The 19,100-nt window shown below is 57.6% G+C and carries 17 protein-coding genes; 3 read left to right on the top strand and 14 right to left on the bottom strand.

What is annotated here, in order from left to right:
- The first annotated feature begins 53 nt into the window (after positions 1 to 53).
- Together zwf and HD598_RS02520 are read left to right on the top strand one after the other, a co-directional pair.
- Positions 54 to 1,679, top strand: coding sequence for a glucose-6-phosphate dehydrogenase (zwf, locus tag HD598_RS02525; RefSeq protein WP_183663585.1), 1,626 nt, complete (start codon positions 54 to 56; stop codon positions 1,677 to 1,679).
- Entirely contained in the window at positions 1,676 to 2,617 is a 942-nt protein-coding gene (locus HD598_RS02520; protein ID WP_071895138.1) for a glucose-6-phosphate dehydrogenase assembly protein OpcA, read from the top strand. Before zwf ends, HD598_RS02520 begins: the two co-directional genes overlap by 4 nt.
- Positions 2,618 to 2,835: 218 nt before the next feature.
- Here the strand turns inward: HD598_RS02520 and secG are convergent, their stop codons facing one another.
- The 13 genes from secG to HD598_RS02455 all read right to left on the bottom strand — a co-directional run bounded on the left by secG (position 2,836) and on the right by HD598_RS02455 (position 17,471).
- Positions 2,836 to 3,087, bottom strand: a complete 252-nt coding sequence (gene secG, locus HD598_RS02515) for a preprotein translocase subunit SecG (protein ID WP_071893663.1) — start codon at positions 3,085 to 3,087, stop codon at positions 2,836 to 2,838.
- A gap of 166 nt (positions 3,088 to 3,253) precedes the next feature.
- Positions 3,254 to 4,069, bottom strand: a complete 816-nt coding sequence (gene tpiA, locus HD598_RS02510; RefSeq protein ID WP_183663584.1) for a triose-phosphate isomerase — start codon at positions 4,067 to 4,069, stop codon at positions 3,254 to 3,256.
- A 3-nt stretch (positions 4,070 to 4,072) separates the two neighbouring features.
- Entirely contained in the window at positions 4,073 to 5,302 is a 1,230-nt protein-coding gene (locus HD598_RS02505) for a phosphoglycerate kinase (RefSeq protein ID WP_183663582.1), read from the bottom strand.
- Positions 5,303 to 5,389: 87 nt separating this feature from the next.
- Positions 5,390 to 6,412, bottom strand: a complete 1,023-nt coding sequence (gene gap / locus HD598_RS02500) for a type I glyceraldehyde-3-phosphate dehydrogenase (protein ID WP_183663580.1) — start codon at positions 6,410 to 6,412, stop codon at positions 5,390 to 5,392.
- A gap of 213 nt (positions 6,413 to 6,625) precedes the next feature.
- Positions 6,626 to 7,255, bottom strand: coding sequence for a superoxide dismutase (locus HD598_RS02495; RefSeq protein ID WP_071893667.1), 630 nt, complete (start codon positions 7,253 to 7,255; stop codon positions 6,626 to 6,628).
- A gap of 163 nt (positions 7,256 to 7,418) precedes the next feature.
- Positions 7,419 to 8,399 (bottom strand): DNA-binding protein WhiA, encoded by a 981-nt coding sequence (whiA, locus tag HD598_RS02490; protein ID WP_183663578.1) that lies wholly within the window; start codon positions 8,397 to 8,399, stop codon positions 7,419 to 7,421.
- A gap of 51 nt (positions 8,400 to 8,450) precedes the next feature.
- Complete coding sequence (locus tag HD598_RS02485; RefSeq protein ID WP_183663576.1) at positions 8,451 to 9,473, bottom strand: gluconeogenesis factor YvcK family protein; 1,023 nt, start codon at positions 9,471 to 9,473, stop codon at positions 8,451 to 8,453.
- Between the two features lie 2 nt (positions 9,474 to 9,475).
- Positions 9,476 to 10,384, bottom strand: coding sequence for an RNase adapter RapZ (gene rapZ / locus HD598_RS02480; protein WP_183663574.1), 909 nt, complete (start codon positions 10,382 to 10,384; stop codon positions 9,476 to 9,478).
- Between the two features lie 29 nt (positions 10,385 to 10,413).
- Entirely contained in the window at positions 10,414 to 12,405 is a 1,992-nt protein-coding gene (gene uvrC, locus HD598_RS02475) for an excinuclease ABC subunit UvrC (RefSeq protein WP_183663572.1), read from the bottom strand.
- Between the two features lie 11 nt (positions 12,406 to 12,416).
- Entirely contained in the window at positions 12,417 to 13,088 is a 672-nt protein-coding gene (locus tag HD598_RS02470; RefSeq protein WP_183663570.1) for a lysophospholipid acyltransferase family protein, read from the bottom strand.
- A 29-nt stretch (positions 13,089 to 13,117) separates the two neighbouring features.
- A complete protein-coding gene (locus tag HD598_RS02465; protein ID WP_183663568.1) occupies positions 13,118 to 13,804 on the bottom strand; it encodes an HAD hydrolase-like protein in 687 nt (228 codons plus the stop codon).
- A 176-nt stretch (positions 13,805 to 13,980) separates the two neighbouring features.
- Positions 13,981 to 16,866: an excinuclease ABC subunit UvrA gene (gene uvrA, locus HD598_RS02460; protein ID WP_183666512.1), complete on the bottom strand. Its 2,886-nt coding sequence runs from the start codon at positions 16,864 to 16,866 to the stop codon at positions 13,981 to 13,983.
- A gap of 215 nt (positions 16,867 to 17,081) precedes the next feature.
- Positions 17,082 to 17,471 carry a GntR family transcriptional regulator gene (locus HD598_RS02455; RefSeq protein WP_071893674.1) on the bottom strand — a complete coding sequence of 130 codons (390 nt, stop codon included), beginning with the start codon at positions 17,469 to 17,471 and terminating at the stop codon, positions 17,082 to 17,084.
- Positions 17,472 to 17,530: 59 nt separating this feature from the next.
- Between HD598_RS02455 and HD598_RS02450 the strand changes: the two genes are divergently transcribed.
- Positions 17,531 to 18,193, top strand: a complete 663-nt coding sequence (locus tag HD598_RS02450; RefSeq protein ID WP_183663567.1) for an MBL fold metallo-hydrolase — start codon at positions 17,531 to 17,533, stop codon at positions 18,191 to 18,193.
- On the opposite strand, the gene HD598_RS02445 is transcribed toward HD598_RS02450, so the two are convergent.
- On the bottom strand, positions 18,194 to 19,021 hold the full coding sequence (locus tag HD598_RS02445; protein ID WP_183663565.1) for a methyltransferase domain-containing protein: 828 nt from the start codon (positions 19,019 to 19,021) through the stop codon (positions 18,194 to 18,196).
- Between the last annotated feature and the right edge of the window lie 79 nt (positions 19,022 to 19,100).

Here is a 19,100-nt window from a genome sequence, read left to right as displayed (position 1 = left end):
AGGCCTCAACTATTGGGGCAGCCCCGCTTCCCCCACAGTGAAAGCCGTAATAGATGACTTCGAGCTTCAACCGCTCCCCTCTCGGAACGAGCTCCACCACCTCGCCAGCTGCTAATCCCCTGCGCGATTCACGCGATCGCCGTCTGAACCGCATTGCGGGACCCAGCGCGCTCGTATTCTTCGGTGTGACCGGTGACCTCGCACGAAAGAAACTTCTTCCCGCCGTCTACGACCTCGCGCACCGCGGATTACTACCCCCGGGATTCTCCGTGGTGGGCTTCGGCCGTCGCGATTGGACTGATGAAGACTTCGTCGCCGAAGTACGCGGCTGGGTAGTCAGCAGCGCACGCACGCCGTTCAATGAAACCGTGTGGCGTCAGCTGTCCGCAGGCTTCCGATTTGTCTCCGGCGGATTTGACGACGACGCCGCGTTCGAAAACCTCGCGAAGGTGCTCGACGAGCTCAAAGAGTCGCGGGGAACGCGCGGAAACCACGTGTACTACCTGTCCATCCCGCCGAACTCCTTCGACAAGGTGTGCGGAAAGCTCTCCGAGCACGGGCTCGCGTCCCGTTCGGACGCACCAAACGCTGAAGCGCCCACCGCGTTCATCCCGGATGAATCGCAGGAAGACGGCTGGCGGCGAGTGGTCATCGAGAAGCCTTTCGGCAACAATCTGGAATCCGCCCGTCAGCTCAACGACATCGTTGAGTCGGTCTTCGCACCGGATGACGTGTTCCGAATCGACCACTACCTCGGTAAAGAGACCGTACAGAACCTGTTGGCGCTTCGCTTCGCCAACCAGATTTTCGAGCCACTCTGGAATTCGCACCACGTGGACCACGTCCAAATCACCATGGCCGAGGACATCGGCATCGGAGGACGTGCGGGATACTACGACGGCGTGGGCGCGGCTCGCGACGTCATCCAGAACCACCTTCTCCAACTGTTGGCGCTGACCGCCATGGAAGAACCCATTTCTTTCGCCGCAAACCACTTGCGGGCTGAGAAGGAAAAGGTATTGGCAGCCGTACGTCTGCCAGAGGATCTTTCAAAGCACTCAGCTCGCGGACAGTACGCCGGTGGCTGGCAAGGCGGAACCAAAGTGAAGGGCTTCTTGGAAGAAGAAGGCTTCAATCCTGATTCTAAGACGGAGACCTTCGCGGCTATTCGCGTAGACATCAACACCCGACGCTGGGACGGGGTTCCGTTCTACTTACGCGCCGGCAAGCGTCTTGGACGACGCGTGACTGAAATCGCCGTAGTGCTCAAGAAGGCACCAAACCTCTTGTTCCAAGATTCGGGCAGCAGCGATTTTGGCCAGAACGCCATTGTGATCCGCATTCAGCCGGACGAAGGCGCCACCATCCGCTTTGCGTCCAAGGTGCCCGGAACCCAAATGGAAGTTCGCGATGTCACGATGGACTTCGGGTACGGCCACTCCTTCACGGAATCAAGCCCAGAAGCCTACGAACGCCTGATTCTGGACGTGTTGCTGGGCGAGCCTCCGCTCTTCCCCCGCCACGAAGAAGTGGAACTCTCCTGGAAGATCCTTGACCCGTTCGAAGATTACTGGGCATCTCTTGATGAGCAACCGGAACCATACGCACCAGGTAGCTGGGGGCCGGCTTCCGCCGATGAACTCTTGGCTCAAGACGGAAGGACGTGGCGTCGACCATGATCGTGGATCTCCCTAACACCACTACCGGTGCTGTCGCCAAGGAGCTCGTCAACCTGCGAGACCGCGGCGGCGTTGTAGCGCTGACCCGTGTGCTCACGCTGATTGTTGTCACCAAGCCTGAATCGGTTGAAAAAGCCGTCAACGCAGCTAACTTCGCGAGCCGAGAGCACCCGTGCCGCGTGGTTGTCATTGTGGAAGGCTCGCCCGACGTTGACACGCGTCTTGACGGACAGATTCGCGTGGGTGGCGACGCCGGAGCCAGTGAAGTGGTCATCCTGCACACCTATGGTGAGCTTGCCGTTGCCGACGAGTCCTTGGTTGCCGGTCTCCTGCTGCCCGATGATCCCATTGTGGTCTGGTGGCCGGACGAGGCACCCGCGAACGTCAATCTCACCCCACTGGGGAAGATCGCCCAGCGGCGCATCACGGATTCTGGAAGCGAAGCGAATCCGCGCGACGCTCTTTTCCGCATTGGCCAGTGCCACACGGCTGGCGACACGGACCTTTCCTGGACGCGCATCACGTTGTGGCGCGCCCAGTTGGCTGCGGTGTTGGATCAAGAGGATGCCGGGCGTATCACTGCCGCGACCGTGACCGGTGCTGTGGATTCCCCAAGCAACGTGCTACTGGCTGCCTGGCTGACGCTCAAGCTTGATATCCCTGTGACGCTCGCGTCCTCCCCGTACGGTACTGGCGTTCATAGCGTGCGATTGACGGGCCTCGACGGGGACATTGTGCTCGCGCGCCCTACCGGGGACGTGGCGGAGCTGTACCAGCCGGGTCGTCATATGCAGCGGCTCTCCTTGCCCCAGCGCAGCTTGGCGGAGTGCCTCGCCGAGGAGCTTCGGCGCCTCGACCCCGATGAGGTTCTTTCGGAAGTACTCCGAGACGGCTTGCCGAAAACCAATCTCCGCGAGGTTAGCCCCAGCCAGCGTTAGCAAGTAGCGGGTAAGCGAGTACGACGTTACCTACTCGACGCTAGCCAGTAAGACGGCGCGTGCTCACTTACCTCAGCAGGCGTCGTCGTACTGGAATTACGTCAGTGGAATTGCTCGATTTGCTCCAATTGCTCATTGCAGCAGTGAAGGGCCTGTGACCACCGCATCTAGCGATCGTCACAGGCCCTTCACGTAAGTATTAGCGAATGCCTTAAGCGTTAGCTTTCGACATTGAAGCGCATGATCAAGCCCAAGGCGATGATCACTGCACCCCAAATCAGTCCGAGAGTCACCGTGATGCGGTTCAGGTTGCGCTCTGCCACGCCTGAGGATCCCAGCGACGACGTCATACCGCCGCCGAACATGTCAGACATGCCGCCGCCACGGCCCTTATGCAAAAGGATCAAGAGCGTCAACAAGATGCTCGTGATACCCAGGACTACTTGGAGGATGACCGTTAGTACGTCCACAATTACCTTTCACGTTGCACTCGACCCTCGTCGTGGTGCGATTGTGCCGCAGAATCAGTGCGACGCGGGCGCTCTTACCGATGAACCGCCCGTTGGGTAGGAATTTACTGCGCCAACCTTGTGCCGCTAAGAAGTAACTTCTTCACTGGCAAACAAGGTCAAGACGCTACGCATTCCCAAAGTGTTGCTCGAACCTGACAATGTTAGCAAACTCGCCTGCATCCAAGCTGGCACCGCCTACCAAAAGACCGTCAACATCCTTCTCACTCATCAACGCCGCCGCACTGGCAGCCTTGACCGAGCCGCCATACAGGACACGCACTCCCTCGGCTGCCTCAACGCCGTACAACGCAACCAGCTCACCGCGAATCGCCGCAGCCATCTCCTGCGCGTCCTCCGGTCCGGCAACTTCTCCCGTTCCGATAGCCCAGACGGGCTCGTAGGCCACAACAAGTTTGTCAACAGACTCTGCAGGGTACCCTGCGAGCGACTCGCGCAGCTGCTGGAGCGTGAAGTTCACGTGGTCGCCAGACTGGCGCACCTCGAGTCCTTCGCCGATGCACAAGATGGGCTGCAACGAGTGCTTCAGCGCGGCTGCCAGCTTGGAGGCCACTACTTCGTTCGACTCATCGTGAAGTGTGCGCCGTTCGCTGTGTCCCACTAGGACATAGGTGCACCCCAAGCGGGAGAGGAACTGGCCGCTGATGTCACCGGTGTACGCTCCGGAATCAAAGGGCGAGAGGTCTTGGGCGCCGTAGACGACGTCAAGATCGTCCCCAGCCACCAAGGTCTGCACACCACGCAAGTCCGTGAAGGGCGGGAAGACCGCAACTTCGACGCGCTGAAAGCTGTGCTTGGCGTCATCAAGTGTCCACTCAAGCTTCTGCAACAGGGTGATGCCTTGGACATGGTCCATGTTCATCTTCCAGTTGCCAGCGATCAGCGGGCGTCGAAGAAATTCGTTGTTCCGGATAATTGCCATGGATTACTTGCCTTCAAGGGCCGTCAGGCCAGGCAATTCCTTTCCTTCAAGGTATTCAAGCGATGCTCCACCGCCGGTGGAGATGTGACCGAAGTTCGACTCATCGAATCCTAGCGCGCGGACTGCCGCGGCGGAGTCACCGCCACCCACAACGCTGAAAGCTGCAGAATCTGCCAACGCTTGGGCAACGCCCTTGGTTCCGCCGGCGAACGCCTCGATTTCGAAGACGCCCATGGGGCCGTTCCAGAACACGGTCTTGGCGTTAGCAATTTCCTTGGCGAAAGCGGCGGTGGTGTCCGGTCCAATGTCCAGTCCCAGTCCGGTGCTGCCAAAGGCGCCGCCTTCGAGGTCGGCTGCGGCGCGCACTTCGGACTCTGCGTCTGCGCCGAACTTGGAGGCCACCACAATATCCGTGGGCAAAACGATCTCGGTACCCTCAGCTGCGGCGCGGTCAAGGTAGCCCTGCACTGTCTCGAGCTGATCTTCTTCAAGCAGCGAAGAACCAACGGCATGGCCCTGGGACTTCAAGAACGTGAACGCCATGCCGCCGCCCACCAGCAGCTTGTCTGCCTTGCCGATGAGGTTGTCGATGACGGCGAGCTTGTCTGAGACCTTGGAACCGCCGAGAACTACCACGTAGGGGCGCTCGGTGTCTTCCGTCAGCTTCTTGAGCACGGTGACTTCGGTTGCCACGAGGTCGCCCTGGTAGGACGGCAGGATGGCTGCGATATCGAAGACTGAGGCGTGCTTGCGGTGCACGGCGCCGAAAGCGTCGTCTACATAGGCACCGTTCTCACCGGTTAAGGCTTTGAACTCCGCGGCGAGTGATTCGCGCTCAGCAGCATCTTTGCTGGTTTCGCGCGCATCAAAACGAACGTTTTCCAGAATCAAGACGTCGCCGTCGGCGAGCTCCGCGGCGAGAGCCTCTGCGGACTCCCCGGTCACATCTTCCGCTAGCGCCACGTTGAGTCCCGAGAGCTCACGGAGACGATCAGCCGCAGGCTTGAGGGAGTATTTAGGATCCGCTTCGCCCTTGGGACGGCCGAGGTGCGCCATGACAATGACCTTTGCGCCGGCCCCCGCAAGCTTCTTGATCACGGGGATTGAGGCACGAACACGTCCATCATCGGTGATCGATGAACCATCGAGTGGAACGTTGAGATCGGAACGAACAAGTACAGCGCGTCCAGAAACAGATTCGGACACGAGGGTGTCAAGCGTCTTTGCAGTCATACCTTCAATCTATACGAAATCCCCGGCCAATGACCGGGGATTTGCGCGGTATGAAGTTGATTTTTTAGTACGACGACGCCGCTTGGGTTAGGCGGTTGCGCTCAGCTTTTCTGCCACGAGCTTCGTCAGGTCCACGAGACGGCTTGAGTAGCCCCATTCGTTGTCGTACCAGCCGATGATCTTGACCGTCTGACCGATGGACTTCGTCAAAGGCGCATCGAAGATGGTGGACGCTGGGTCGCCAACGATGTCGGAAGAAACGATGGGATCTTCGCTGTACTTGAGGTAACCCTTGAGTGGTCCCTCTTCAGCTGCCTTCTTGAACGCAGCGTTGATCTCTTCGACTTCTACGTGTCGGGTCAGCTCTACCGTCAGGTCCGTTGCGGAACCCGTGATGACGGGGACGCGCATGGCGAAACCGTCGAGTTTGCCCTTGAGCTCAGGAATGACTTCGCCGATGGCCTTAGCGGCGCCAGTCGACGTAGGGATCACGTTCTGTGCCGCAGCACGGGCACGGCGCTGATCCTTGCTGTGGGCGTTGTCGTGAAGGTTCTGGTCACCCGTGTAGGCGTGGATGGTGGTCATGATGCCATCAACGATTCCAAAGTTGTCGTTGAGGACCTTCACCATAGGAGCCAAGCAGTTCGTGGTGCAGGAAGCGTTGGAAATGATGTTGTGTGAAGCGGTGTCGTACTTGTCTTGGTTGACACCCATCACAAAGGTGCCGTCCACGTCTTTGCCAGGAGCGGAGAGGATGACCTTCTTTGCGCCGGCGTCCAAGTGCTTCTGGGCAGCGCTGCCGGTGTTGAAGTGACCCGTGCATTCAAGCACGATCTCAACGTCGAGGTCCTTCCATGGAAGGTTTGCCGGATCCTTCTCAGCGGTGACTTTGATGCGACGGCCGTCGAGAACCAACGTATCGCCGTCGACCTCAACGCTCTTGCCGTAAGCACCCAAGATGGTGTCGTACTTTACAAGCATCGCAATGTCATCGATGTGGGTTAGGTCATTGACGGCAACGAGTTCCAGCTCGGGAGCTTTTTGTTCGAGGACGCGGAGCACGGTACGGCCAATACGACCGAAACCATTGATAGCGATACGGGTGGTCACGAATATCTCTCCTTGAAGAGTTTGATGATGGCATTCAATAGAAGAGGCCCCGTTGCAGAGCATCACTCAGCAACGGGGCCTCAACGCCTACGTTTATCCTACGCTAACCTAACCGAAACATTATGACCAGAATCACATTGGCCACCTTTGGCTCGGTCTGGTTGCTCACATTCAACGTGAGCGGTGTTTTCTAGAAAGAAGACTGCGGGAAATTTACTTGCCTGGAACGATCAGCTGCGAAGCGCCATTGCGAGCTGCCTCGAAGCGAGCAGAAACGTCTGCCCAGTTCACGATGTTCCAGAATGCCTTGACGTAGTCAGCCTTGACGTTGACGTAGTCGAGGTAGAAAGCGTGCTCCCACATGTCCAACATGAGCAATGGGGTGGTTGCTACAGGAACGTTGCCCTGCTGATCGAAGAGCTGCTCGATGACAAGGTTGCCGCCGAGGCCTTCGAAGGCCAAGAGTGCCCAGCCGGAGCCTTGGATGCCGAGGGCAGCCTGGGTGAAGTGGCTCTTGAAAGCGTCGAAGGAGCCGAAAGCGTCATCGATGGCAGCTGCGAGCTCGCCTTCTGGCTTGTCGCCGCCTTCTGGGGACAGGTTGTTCCAGAAGATCGAGTGGTTGGTGTGGCCACCGAGGTTGAATGCAAGGTCCTTGGAGAGCTTGGCGATGTTCGCGAAGTCGTCCTTCTCGCGAGCTTCTGCAAGCTGCTCAAGAGCCTTGTTGGCGCCTGCAACGTAGGTTGCGTGGTGCTTGGAGTGGTGGAGCTCCATGATGCGTGCCGAGATGTTCGGCTCGAGCGCAGCGTAGTCGTAAGGAAGTTCTGGAAGTGAATAAGTAGCCATTCTTTTCTCCTTATACTGCCTCGCCGATGCGGGGCTCTGTTTATTACATTACTGACAAATCTCATGCTAAGGACAACTTGGGAGGAATCCCCCAGCGCCTCCTTACGAAGTTCCCATAAATTGCTCAGGAATTCCATGAGAAAGTCACAATCGACACACTAAATTAGCTGTCCATCACATCTAGTGGAACGCTATCTTCCGTCCCCGGTATTCCCAATTCAGCTGCTCGCTTATCCGCCATCGCCAAGAGGCGTCGGATACGGCCGGCAATTGCATCCTTGGTCATCTGAGGGTCTGCGAGACGACCCAGCTCGTCCAAGCTGGCCTGCTTATGTTGAATGCGTAGCTGTCCTGCGTACTTGAGATGATCCGGGACATCGTCGCTGAGGATCTCGAGGGCTCGCTCCACGCGCGCCCCTGCGGCAACCGCAGCCTGCGCTGATCGACGCAAGTTGGCGTCGTCGAAATTTGCCAGACGATTCGCAGTAGCGCGGACTTCTTTGCGCATCCGACGTTCTTCCCACGTCAATAGCGTTTCGTGAGCACCCATGCGGGTGAGCAATTCGGCAATAGCGTCTCCGTCACGAATGACAACACGGTCAACGCCACGTACTTCGCGAGCTTTAGCTGTAATACCCAGACGACGAGCCGAACCCACCAGCGCTAGTGCTGCTTCAGCACCAGGGCACGTAATTTCAAGAGCCGACGAACGACCCGGCTCAGTCAATGAGCCATGAGCCAGAAACGCTCCACGCCACGCCGCTTCAGCGTCTGCCACGGAACCGTTAACGATCGCTGGCGGGAGGCCGCGAACTGGCCTACCTCGAGCATCAAGGAGTCCGGTTTGGCGGGCCAGTGCTTCGCCATCGCGGACCACGCGAATAACGTAACGACTACCGCGCCTCAAACCTGTTCCGGTCACCACGACGATATCCGCCCGATGTCCGTACATTTCACCGATCGCTTTGCGCAAACGGCGTGCAGTTGCCGCCAAGTCCACTTCGGCCTCAATAACGACTCGGCCGGAAACAATGTGGAGTCCACCGGCGAATCGAAGAAGCGTCGAGATCTCGGCCTTGCGAACCGAAGACTTGGTGACTTCCAGTCGGGACAATTCGTCCTTGACTGAGGCAGTCAATGCCATGTGCTTACTCCTCTTCCGGGACTGACGATTCCCCCTGACAGCCAACCCACTCTAATCAAACGTGGAAAACACGTTGTGGTACGCAGCCGTCAATCTTAAGGGATCGTGGACGGCGCTACCTGAACCTACTCCCACTCTATCGAAGAACACGCGGGCCCCGATCCCCGCAGCCGCCTTCTCAAAGGCATCTACGTTATCCACGGCGAGGTGGTCGGCCAGTACTGCGTCCACGTTAAGATCGGGAGCATAGCGCTGAATTGTCTGCAGGTGCCCCGCCGCGTCCATGCCTACGGTTTCCTTGGTATCAGTGCTCAAATTCATAGTGACTAGGAGTCGAGCGCTCGTGCTTTCGAGGGCCTCGCGAATTCCCGGTAGCAGAATGTGAGGCATCACGGACGTGTACCAAGAACCTGGTCCCAGGACGCACCAATCGGCGGATTGGATGGCTTCGACTGCATCCGGGCAGGCCGGGGCGTCCGGTGGAATCAAGGTGACATCCGTGACAATTCCGCTATTGCCGGCCTTCGCGAGCTGCGCTTGACCGGTGATCCGGGTCTTAGTCAGCTGACCTCGATCTGACTCCCCCATGACAACGCCTGAGATGGCAAGCGGTTGAACGCTCATCGGCAGCACTTGGCCGCGCGCTCCCAGAAGGGCACCGGCCCAGCGGAGTCCTTGAACGGGGTCATCCAAAAGTTCCCAGAGAGCGGTGATCAGGAGGTTACCCATCGCGTGACCGTCGAGGCTCGCTTCAGAGCCTGGCTTTGATTTGAAGCGATGTTGCATCACGTCACGCCACGTACGACCCCAATCGGTGTCATCACACAGCGCCGCCAAGGCCATTCTCAGATCACCTGGTGGTAGAACATCCAGCTCTTCACGAATGCGGCCCGACGAGCCGCCGTCATCTGCCACCGTCACGATGGCCGTCAATTCGCTGGTGAGCCTTCTCAACGCCTGCAACGAAGCGGACAAACCGTGTCCGCCACCGAGCGCCACCACTTTGAGCGGCCCGGAGCCTCCACGAGGCGTCGGCAAAGGAACAAGGGGAATCATCCCCGTCATGAAAGACATACTTACTCCCGTCCCAGATCACGGTGCGCCACAGTGATCTTCACGGACGGTAGGGCTGACAGGCGGTGTGCTAGTTCTTCGGCGATCGCCACCGAGCGGTGCTTTCCGCCGGTACAGCCGACTGCCAGGGTTGCATAATGCTTGTTTTCCCGGCGGTAACCTTCGAGAACAGGCTCAAGTGCAGCAACATAATGCTCAATAAATTGCTGAGTACCCTGCGCTTCAAGGACAAATTCCGACACTTGGGGATCTTGCCCTGTAAAGGGACGTAGCTCTGGAACCCAGTGAGGATTGGGTACGAATCGCACGTCTGCCACGAAGTTCGCGTCATTGGGAAGGCCGTACTTGAACCCAAAGCTCATGATGTTGAGCCGAAGAACAATGGGCCCATGATCTGAAAAGAGCTGTGTGATCTCACGGTTCAGATCATGAACGTTGAAGTTGGTGGTATCCAGGACCACGTCTGCTCGAGAACGAATCTCCTGCAAAAGTTCACGTTCGGCAGCAATTCCTTCCGAAATGCGGCCAGATCCTTGCAGTGGGTGCGGTCTTCTGCCTTGCTCAAAACGACGCACCAGAACATTCTCGGCCGCTTCTAGGAACAGGACTCGGTAGGTAACACCGGCCGCCGTCAGTGAGTTCAGGCTCTCACGAATGGAGTCAAAGAGGTGCTTGCTCCGGACATCAACCACCACAGCTAGGCGTGGAATGGAATGTGGGTTACGAGCCACCAGGTCCGCCAACGTCACCAACATCTGGGGTGGCAGATTCTCCACGACGTACCAGCCGTGATCCTCCAGGGCATGGGACGTAGTAGTACGCCCGGCACCAGACAATCCGGTCACGATGAGCAGCTCTGACTCTTGTGGTTTTTCTGTCACCAGATCACTCGCAGCGCGTTCACTCGACATGTATCAACTCTATCCCGAGTATTGCCACTTTATTCCTGTTGCTCCGCAGATTCTGCGGCCACCGGCGCTTCAAGCACCAGCTCTTCGGCCACCGGCGCTTCGACCGAGTGTGCCGCTTCATGAACACGCTCGTGAACGGTCGCGGCAAGTTTATCGCCAAAGCCTGGCACTTGTTTGAGCTCCTCCAAGCTTGCAGCGCGAATCTTTTTGACACTCCCAAGATGCTTCATCAATGCTTGGCGCTTTGACGGGCCCAGTCCTGGAATATCGTCGAGCACCGAAGAGATCATTGACTTTGCGCGTCGCTGCCGATGGAAACTAATGGCGAACCGGTGAGCTTCGTCGCGAATGCGCTGCAAAAGGTACAAGCCTGCAGACGCTCGCGGGAAAATCACGGGGAATGGATCGTCCGGGGTCCAGACTTCCTCGAGTCGTTTCGCCAGACCGATGACCGGCATGTCCATGATGCCCAAATCAGTCAGTGCCGCGACAGCAGCGCTGACCTGCGGTGGCCCGCCGTCGACCACTACCAAGCTGGGCGGGTAAGCAAACTTCTTCGGTGGCGCTTGCTTCGCTTCCGCCGCATTGATCTGCCCAGATTCGAGATCATCACTGCCTGAAAGATCTTCAAGGTAGTGCTGGAAACGGCGCGAAATAACGTCGTACATCGACGCGGTATCGTCTCGTGCGGCGTCGCCCGTGATCTTGAATTTCCGATACTCACTCTTCTTGGGTAGCCCGTCTTCTACCACCACCATGGAAGCCACAACGTTGGTTCCAGAGACGTGGGAGATATCAAAGCACTCGATGCGCAACGGCGGCTCGGCCAGGCCCAAATTCTCTTGGAGTTCTTGAATACCCTGAGAACGCACGGTGATGTCACCGGAGCGTCGGGATTTATGCAGCGAGAGCGCCTGCACCGCGTTCTCCTGCACGGTCTCCATGAGAGCGGCCTTCTCACCGCGCTGAGGAACGCGGAGCGACACCGCAGCGCCTCGAAGATCCCGCAACCACTGCGCTACGTCTAATTCGTTAGCGGGCAGGGTCGGAACGAGGACCTCTCGCGGAATGCGATCGGCGTCGTACATCTCGCCATAGACCTGCTGCAGAAGGTGCTCAATAAATTCTTCCGGGCTGGCGTCTTCAACCTTCTCAACCACCCAGCCGCGCTGTCCCCGGATTCGTCCGTGGCGCACGTGAAATACCTGCACCGCGGCTTCTAGTTCGTCCTCGGCTACAGCGAAGATGTCGGCATCCGTATTGTCGTCCAATACGACGGCGTTGCGTTCGAACACTCGGCGTAGGGCCGCAATTTCATCTCTCAGACGCGCGGCCGATTCGTAGTCCAAGATTTTGACGGCTGCGGCCATCTGGGACTCGAGCTCTCGAATGAACTTTGATCCGTCGCTGGCCATGAACTGGACCAAGTCATCGGCAAGCTTGCGGTGATCTTCCTCGGAGATGCGGCCCACGCATGGGGCAGAGCACTTTCCGATGTAACCCATGAGGCACGGACGTCCGGCACGCTCGGCACGTTTGAAGATGCCAGTGGTGCACGAACGTATAGGGAAGACGCGTAATACGGTGTCGAGGGTTTCGCGAATGGCCTTCGCCGGATAGAAGGGACCGAAGTACTTGGTCCCCTTCTGTTTGTCGCCACGCATCACCAAAGCACGCGGGTATTTATCTGACATGGTGATGGCCAGATACGGATAAGTTTTGTCATCGCGGAAGACAATGTTGAACCGCGGCGCATACTCCTTGATCCAGGTGTATTCGAGCTGCAAGGCTTCAAGTTCGCTGCCCACTACCGTCCACTCCACCGATGACGCGGTGTGAACCATCGTGTACGTCTTCGTGGTCAGCTGAACGGGGTTGGCGAAGTAGCTATTGAGCCGGGAACGCAGGTTCTTTGCTTTGCCAACGTAAATCACCCGCCCGTTCGGGTCACGAAAGCGGTAAACACCGGGGGTGGTTGGAATCTCCCCGGTTTTTGGACGATAACTTGCTGGATCAGCCACGGAAGCTTCGCTTAATCAGCGGATTGAGGCGACTGGTTATAGTGCTCAACCCGTTCTTGGCCAGTGATTGCCGCGATAGCGTCCATGATCTCGTCGGTAGCTTTACGACGCATTGGCAAAGGATGCTTGGATCCCACGCGGTCGAAATGAAGCGGCTCCCCCACCGTCAGGGAGAACTTCGAAAACTTAATGCCGTTGCTTCCCGCAGGCTGAAGCTTCTCAGTTCCCTTCAAGCCCACAGGAACTACCGGCGCACCAGTGGTGAGTGCTAGCCACGCAACGCCTGTTCGACCGCGGTAGAGCCGGCCGTCACGCGAACGAGTGCCTTCCGGGTAAATACCGATTCCTTCGTCCTGTTCAAGGATGTCCACGAGTGAATCGAGGGCAGCAACAGAGGCAGCCTGTTCGCCACGTTGGACGGGGATAGAACCAACAGACTCGAAGAACGTCTTCATGAGCTTGCCCTTGACTCCGGGCGCCGTGAAGTATTCGGCTTTGGCGAAGAACGCGACCTTGCGTGGCATCAGTGCCTGAATGATCACGCTGTCCAAAAATGACAAGTGGTTACTCGCCACAATAAAGGGACCCGTCGTTGGGACGTGTTCTAGGCCGGTCACCGTGGGGCGACACGTCACCTTGATGGTGGCGGCAAACGTCGCACGAACGGCATCAAAAGTTTCCACGAAAGCTCCTTGTGCTCCTTTGCAACAACTTAGGAATCAGCGGAAAAGAGCATACCGCGCAATTCGGCAGCCGATTCCACAATGGCGTCTGGTTCACACTCTTCGAGCTCCCCCGCTGGCGCGAAGCCCCACCGCACACCAACAGTCACCAATCCGCAAGCCTTACCCGATTCAAGGTCAAAAAGTCGATCGCCCACCATGACTGTACGTGCAGGATCTGTATCCAACGACTCTACGGCTGCGCGGACAATTCGCTCTTTACCGGGACCGTGGCTCCGGATGACAGCCTCATCCATCTCCGCGCCGTGCAAGGCGGTGAAGAACGACGTCAATCCCAAGTTTTCAATGATCTTTGTGGCCGGAACGATTGGTTTGGAGGTAGCCAAGGCAACTTTCACTCCGGCGTCATACAGATCGCGAATCAGCTCGGCAATCCCTTCGTAGGCGCGAGCTTGATATAGCCCTTCTGCCACATACCAAGCCCGATACTCCGTCACGAGATTGTCTGCGATTTCTTCAGTAACACCCGGGACGCTGGAGAAACCGAAGAAGAGCGAGGGACCGACAAAGCTCTCGAGCTCTTCTTGAGAAGGTACCGGAAGTCCCGCGTTTTCCAGTGCACGAGCCATGCCACCCGTGATGGCACCCGCGGGATCTGCGACCGTTCCATCGAGATCGAAAATGACGGCGTCGTATGATCTCACTTCATTGGTCACAGTAATTTACTCCAGTAATTGCAATTTCTTCGGGGCGAATCCGGTATTCCGCCGAACACTTTTCATCGTACAAAATCAGAAGAAGATTCAACGAAATAGTTCCGACTCGGCCACGACGCAGACGGCTTCAATACCCGCGTCAACGTGTGACGTATCAGCTAACCTCTGCTGAAACGCTACTTGGCTGGGTTCAACAGCTCCGCCAAGAACTCACCCGTGAAGCTTCCCTTGGTCTTTGCAACCTGCTCCGGAGTTCCTTCAGCAATCACCCGACCGCCGCCAGAGCCGCCTTCCGGACCCATGTCGATGATCCAGTCAGCGGACTTGATGACATCAAGGTTGTGCTCGATGGTGATGACGGTGTTGCCTTTGTCCACCAAGCCTTGAAGCACCAACAGAAGCTTACGAATATCTTCAAAGTGTAGACCGGTAGTGGGCTCGTCCAACACGTAAATGCTTCGACCGTTCGAACGCTTTTGAAGTTCAGCGGCCAGCTTTACTCGCTGCGCTTCACCACCGGACAGCGTCGTTGCTGGCTGACCCAAGCGAACATAGCCCAGACCCACGTCAACCAAAGTGTTCAGGTGACGAGCAATCGGAGTGAACGCCGCAAAGAACTCGGCAGCCTCTTCAATGGGCATGTTCAGCACTTCAGCAATGTTCTTGCCCTTGTAGTGCACTTCGAGCGTCTCGCGGTTGTAGCGGGCACCATGGCACACTTCACACGGGACGTAGACGTCAGGCAAGAAGTTCATTTCGATCTTGAGCGTTCCGTCGCCCGAGCAGGATTCGCAACGGCCACCCTTGACGTTGAAAGAGAAACGTCCAGGTAAGTAGCCGCGAACCTTTGCCTCGTTCGTCTCAGCGAAGAGCTTTCGGATGTTGTCGAAGACACCGGTGTAAGTCGCCGGGTTGGAGCGAGGGGTACGGCCAATCGGACTCTGATCGACGTGAACAACCTTGTCCAGCTGGTCCAAACCTTCAACTCGCTTGTGACGGCCAGCAACCTGCTTGGCTCCGTTGAGCTTATTAGCAAGTGTCTTGTACAGGATGTCATTGACGAGAGTGGACTTGCCCGAACCGCTGACACCGGTAACAGCCGTCAGCACGCCCAAGGGGAACTTCACGGTCACGTTCTGCAAGTTATTCTCGTGACCATCCACGACGCTCACGAAACGATCCTTGTCGCGCTTACGACGCTTCGGCGGAACCGCAATGGAATTCCGACCGGAGAGGTAGGCACCGGTAATGGATTCTTCGTTGGCTTTGAGTTCTTCCAAGCTTCCCGAGTGCACCACTCGGCCACCGTGTTCGCCGGCGCCCGGTCCAATATCTACAATCCAGTCGGCTTCAGCAATGGTGTCCTCATCGTGTTCCACCACAATCAGGGTGTTGCCTAGATCTCGAAGGCGGGTCAGGGTTTCAATGAGTCGACGGTTATCGCGCTGGTGCAAGCCAATGGACGGCTCGTCCAACACGTAGAGAACGCCTACGAGTCCTGAACCAATTTGGGTCGCCAAACGGATGCGCTGTGCCTCACCGCCGGACAACGTGCCCGCCGCACGCTCGAGGTTCAAGTACTCCAAACCAACGTCCAGCAAGAACGTCAAGCGAGCAAGGATCTCCTTGAGCACCTGGGCAGCGATCTGCGCTTCACGGTTGGTCAGCTCCAACGTTCCAAAGAACTCGGCGCAATCTCGCAACTGCATAGCGCTGACCTCGGCAATGGACTTGCCGCTAATCAGCACCGAAAGCGAGGTGGGGTTTAGCCTTGCGCCACCACATTCAGGACACGGGGACAATCGCATGTACTCTTCGTAGCGATCGCGTGCGTAGTCCGATTCGGTCTCTTGATGCTTGCGCTCGATGTACTGAATGGCGCCTTCAAAACCGGTCGAATACTTACGTTCGCGGCCAAAACGGTTTCGATACTGGACAACTACCTTGTGGTTGCGCCCATGCAGGATCGCTGTCCGAGCCTCTTTGCTCAAATCCTTCCACGGCGTATCCAGGTCAAAGCCCATCTCCTCGCCGAGACCCTCGAGCAGACGGTTCCAGTACTCACTGGTTGCCTTGCCGAGGTTCCACGGCGCAATGGCGCCTTCGTTGATGGTGGCGTCATGATCGGGCACCACGAGCTCTTCATCGACTTCAAGTCGCGTACCAATACCGGTACAGACCGGACACGCACCAAAAGGATTATTGAAGGAGAACGACCGCGGTTCAATCTCATCGATAGTCAGCGGGTGCTCGTTAGGGCACGCGAGATTCTCGCTATAGGCGCGCACTCGCGATTCATCATTCTCGTCAAGGTCAACGAACTCGATGAGCACTCGACCATCAGCGAGCTTCAACGCCGTTTCCACGGAATCCGTCAAGCGCTGACGCACACCATCACGAATTGCCAAGCGGTCAATGACCACCTCGATCGAGTGCTTGTACTGCTTCTTGAGGACAGGTGGCTCTGAGAGCTGAACCGTTTCTCCGTCGACGCGTGCACGCGAGTAACCGCCCGCAGCGAGCTCCTTGAAGAGGTCAACGAATTCACCCTTGCGGCCACGCACGACGGGCGCCAGGACCTGGAAGCGAGTCTTCTCCGGCAGTTCCAAGAGCTGATCCACGATCTGCTGCGGAGTCTGCTTGGTAATAGCTTCACCACACACGGGGCAATGCGGACGACCCACGCGCGCCCACAACAAGCGCATGTAATCGTAGATTTCCGTGATGGTGCCCACGGTAGAACGAGGGTTCTTGCTGGTTGATTTCTGGTCAATCGAAACCGCTGGGGACAAACCCTCAATGAAATCAACGTCAGGCTTATCCACCTGGCCCAAGAATTGACGCGCGTAGGCGGAAAGCGACTCCACGTAGCGCCGCTGACCCTCCGCGAAAATCGTGTCGAAGGCAAGCGAGGACTTGCCTGAGCCCGAGAGACCCGTGAAGACGATCATTGAGTCGCGCGGCAACTCAACATCAATATTCTGCAGGTTGTTCTCGCGGGCACCTTGAACGAGAATCCGTGTCAGATCTGGCTTGTGGGTGACAGCCCCACCGCCGCTCAAAACACTCGATGAACCGTTCCTCGATGGAACCTTCGATACAAGGCTCTCGGACGGCGACTGGACTGTTTCTTCTTCAACGCGACTACCCACGCGTGCAAGAATATCCCGTCTCGGTTCGAAAATTTGTACGAATCACCCAAAAGCGAACAAACCAACGAATGAATTTCGCTCAAGGCGAGCCAGCGTCGTCGTACTCCCCCACTTAAGCCAAGCGACTACTCACGAAGCTTCGCCGAAAAAGCCGCCTCCACGTAAAGCGCCGCCCTTTTCTCATCGGCACCGCACGCGAGCGCTTCTTCAACGTATCGCTCCGCCGCATCCCTCATCCGGTCCGCAAATTCGTCGACACTTGCCCGGACGAATGAGCCAAGCCGCCCATTCGTCTCAATAATTCGCTGCTCTTCCAGCTCCTTGTAGGCTCGCGCCACCGTGTTGACGGAGAGTCCAACCGAACTTGCAGCGTGCCGCACGGTGGGCAACTTCGTCCCACTCAACAATGATCCCGTGCGAACCCGCTCGATCACTTGGCTCTTCAATTGCTCAAAAGGTGGCACGGACGACTGATGGTTGATGCCCTCAAATTCGAACGATCCAGTGCTCTTCATGCCTCGACCCTATGCCATTAATCACTACGATGGTGTGAACCCACACCTAGACTGAAGCTATGAATACATTGCTGGAGAACCGAGAGCTCGTGACCGTGCGGGGAGCATCGGTGAGCGAACAGGACAATCGCAGCTACCTCATCACGTCCAAAGAGACGGGCGCGCAGGTACTCATTGATGCTGCCGACAACATCGAACAACTGCGAGCGCTCATCGCTTCAGCCGCCGAAGATTCTGCGCAGCCCACGCGTGTGGTCATGATTGCAACGACGCACCAGCACTGGGATCATGTCCGCGCGCTCAAGGACCTCGCCGCAGAGACCGGCGCCACGACGACGGCCGGCACGGAGGACATTGAGGCTATTGAGAAGGAGTCCGGCTTACGTCCTGAACATTCTCTGGAGCACGACGACGTAGGTCAGTTCCCCGGGTTTGACTTGCGTGCGATTCACTTGCGTGGGCATACCCCGGGATCGATCGCTTTTGTCTACGAGGACCCCACGGGCAGCCCCATCATCCTGAGCGGCGATTCGCTCTTCCCCGGCGGGGTAGGAAATACGTGGAAGGACCCGGTGCGGTTCGCTTCGCTCATCTCCGATGTTTCGGCACGCTTGTTTGACCGGTACCCGGATGACGCCGTGGTCTATCCCGGACATGGTGACCCCACCACTCTTGGAGCCGAGCGTCCTCACCTGGACGAGTGGCGCGAGCGCGGCTGGTAGTTATCCTTCGAGCTTCTGGCCCACCACAAAAATGCGGCGGAAGAAGAACACAGCTTCCTTAGTCGACGGATCCAGCGGGTACGCGTCAACGAGGTGCCGCTCGTATTCAGCCTCGAAGACTTGATAGTTCAGGTCCTTCGTGAGTCGTCCTTGCTGTTCGCGTTCCCGGAACGCCGCCATGAGGGGGCGCAACGTTGTTCCGCGCGTCCATTCCAACACTGGGTGACGTTCGGGATTTGCCGGAAGAATATGCGAGTAGGTGGTTTCCCAGACGTCGGCGGTCATGCCGTGCTGGCGGAGTAGATGAAGGTATTCGTGGGGCTGATGCACGGCGTCCTTGTGACGAAGCACCCCACCCACGAGCGAACTCCATCGTGGCGATTCAGCGAGATCGTGCATGATGGCATGGGATTGGGCGCCGAAGTTGCCCGGTACCTGCACGGCGAACCAAGCTCCAGGGGTCAGCTGATCTAGCCAGCGACCCATCAGCTCGGCGTGCTCGGGAATCCAGTGGAGCATGGCGTTGGAGACAATCACATCTACGTCTGCTTCCGGCAGCCATGTCTTGGCGTCCACTTCGTCAAAGGATAGGTTCGCGATATCCGCGTATTCCGTTTGAGCGGTGGCAATCATCTCCGGGGAGGCATCGAGACCGACGACCTGAGCGTCCGGCCATCGGTCAGCAAGAGTTTTGGTGAGGTTGCCGGGGCCGCACCCGAGGTCCACGACCTTTTTCGGGGCGTCCGCGAAGACTCTGCCGGTCAGGTCAAAGTATGGGCGGTCTCGGTGGCCAGAGAATTTGAGGTATTGCTGCGGATCCCACTTCATGGTCCTAGCCTAATTCCTCGCTTGTGAACCACGCACAGGTTGAGTGACATAGCTTCATGTTCTGATTTTCTCCACAGGT

Origin of the sequence: Neomicrococcus aestuarii, assembly GCF_014201135.1 — a bacterium.
Taxonomy (GTDB): Bacteria; Actinomycetota; Actinomycetes; order Actinomycetales; family Micrococcaceae; genus Neomicrococcus; species Neomicrococcus aestuarii.
This window is presented reverse-complemented; position numbering and strand designations above follow the sequence as displayed.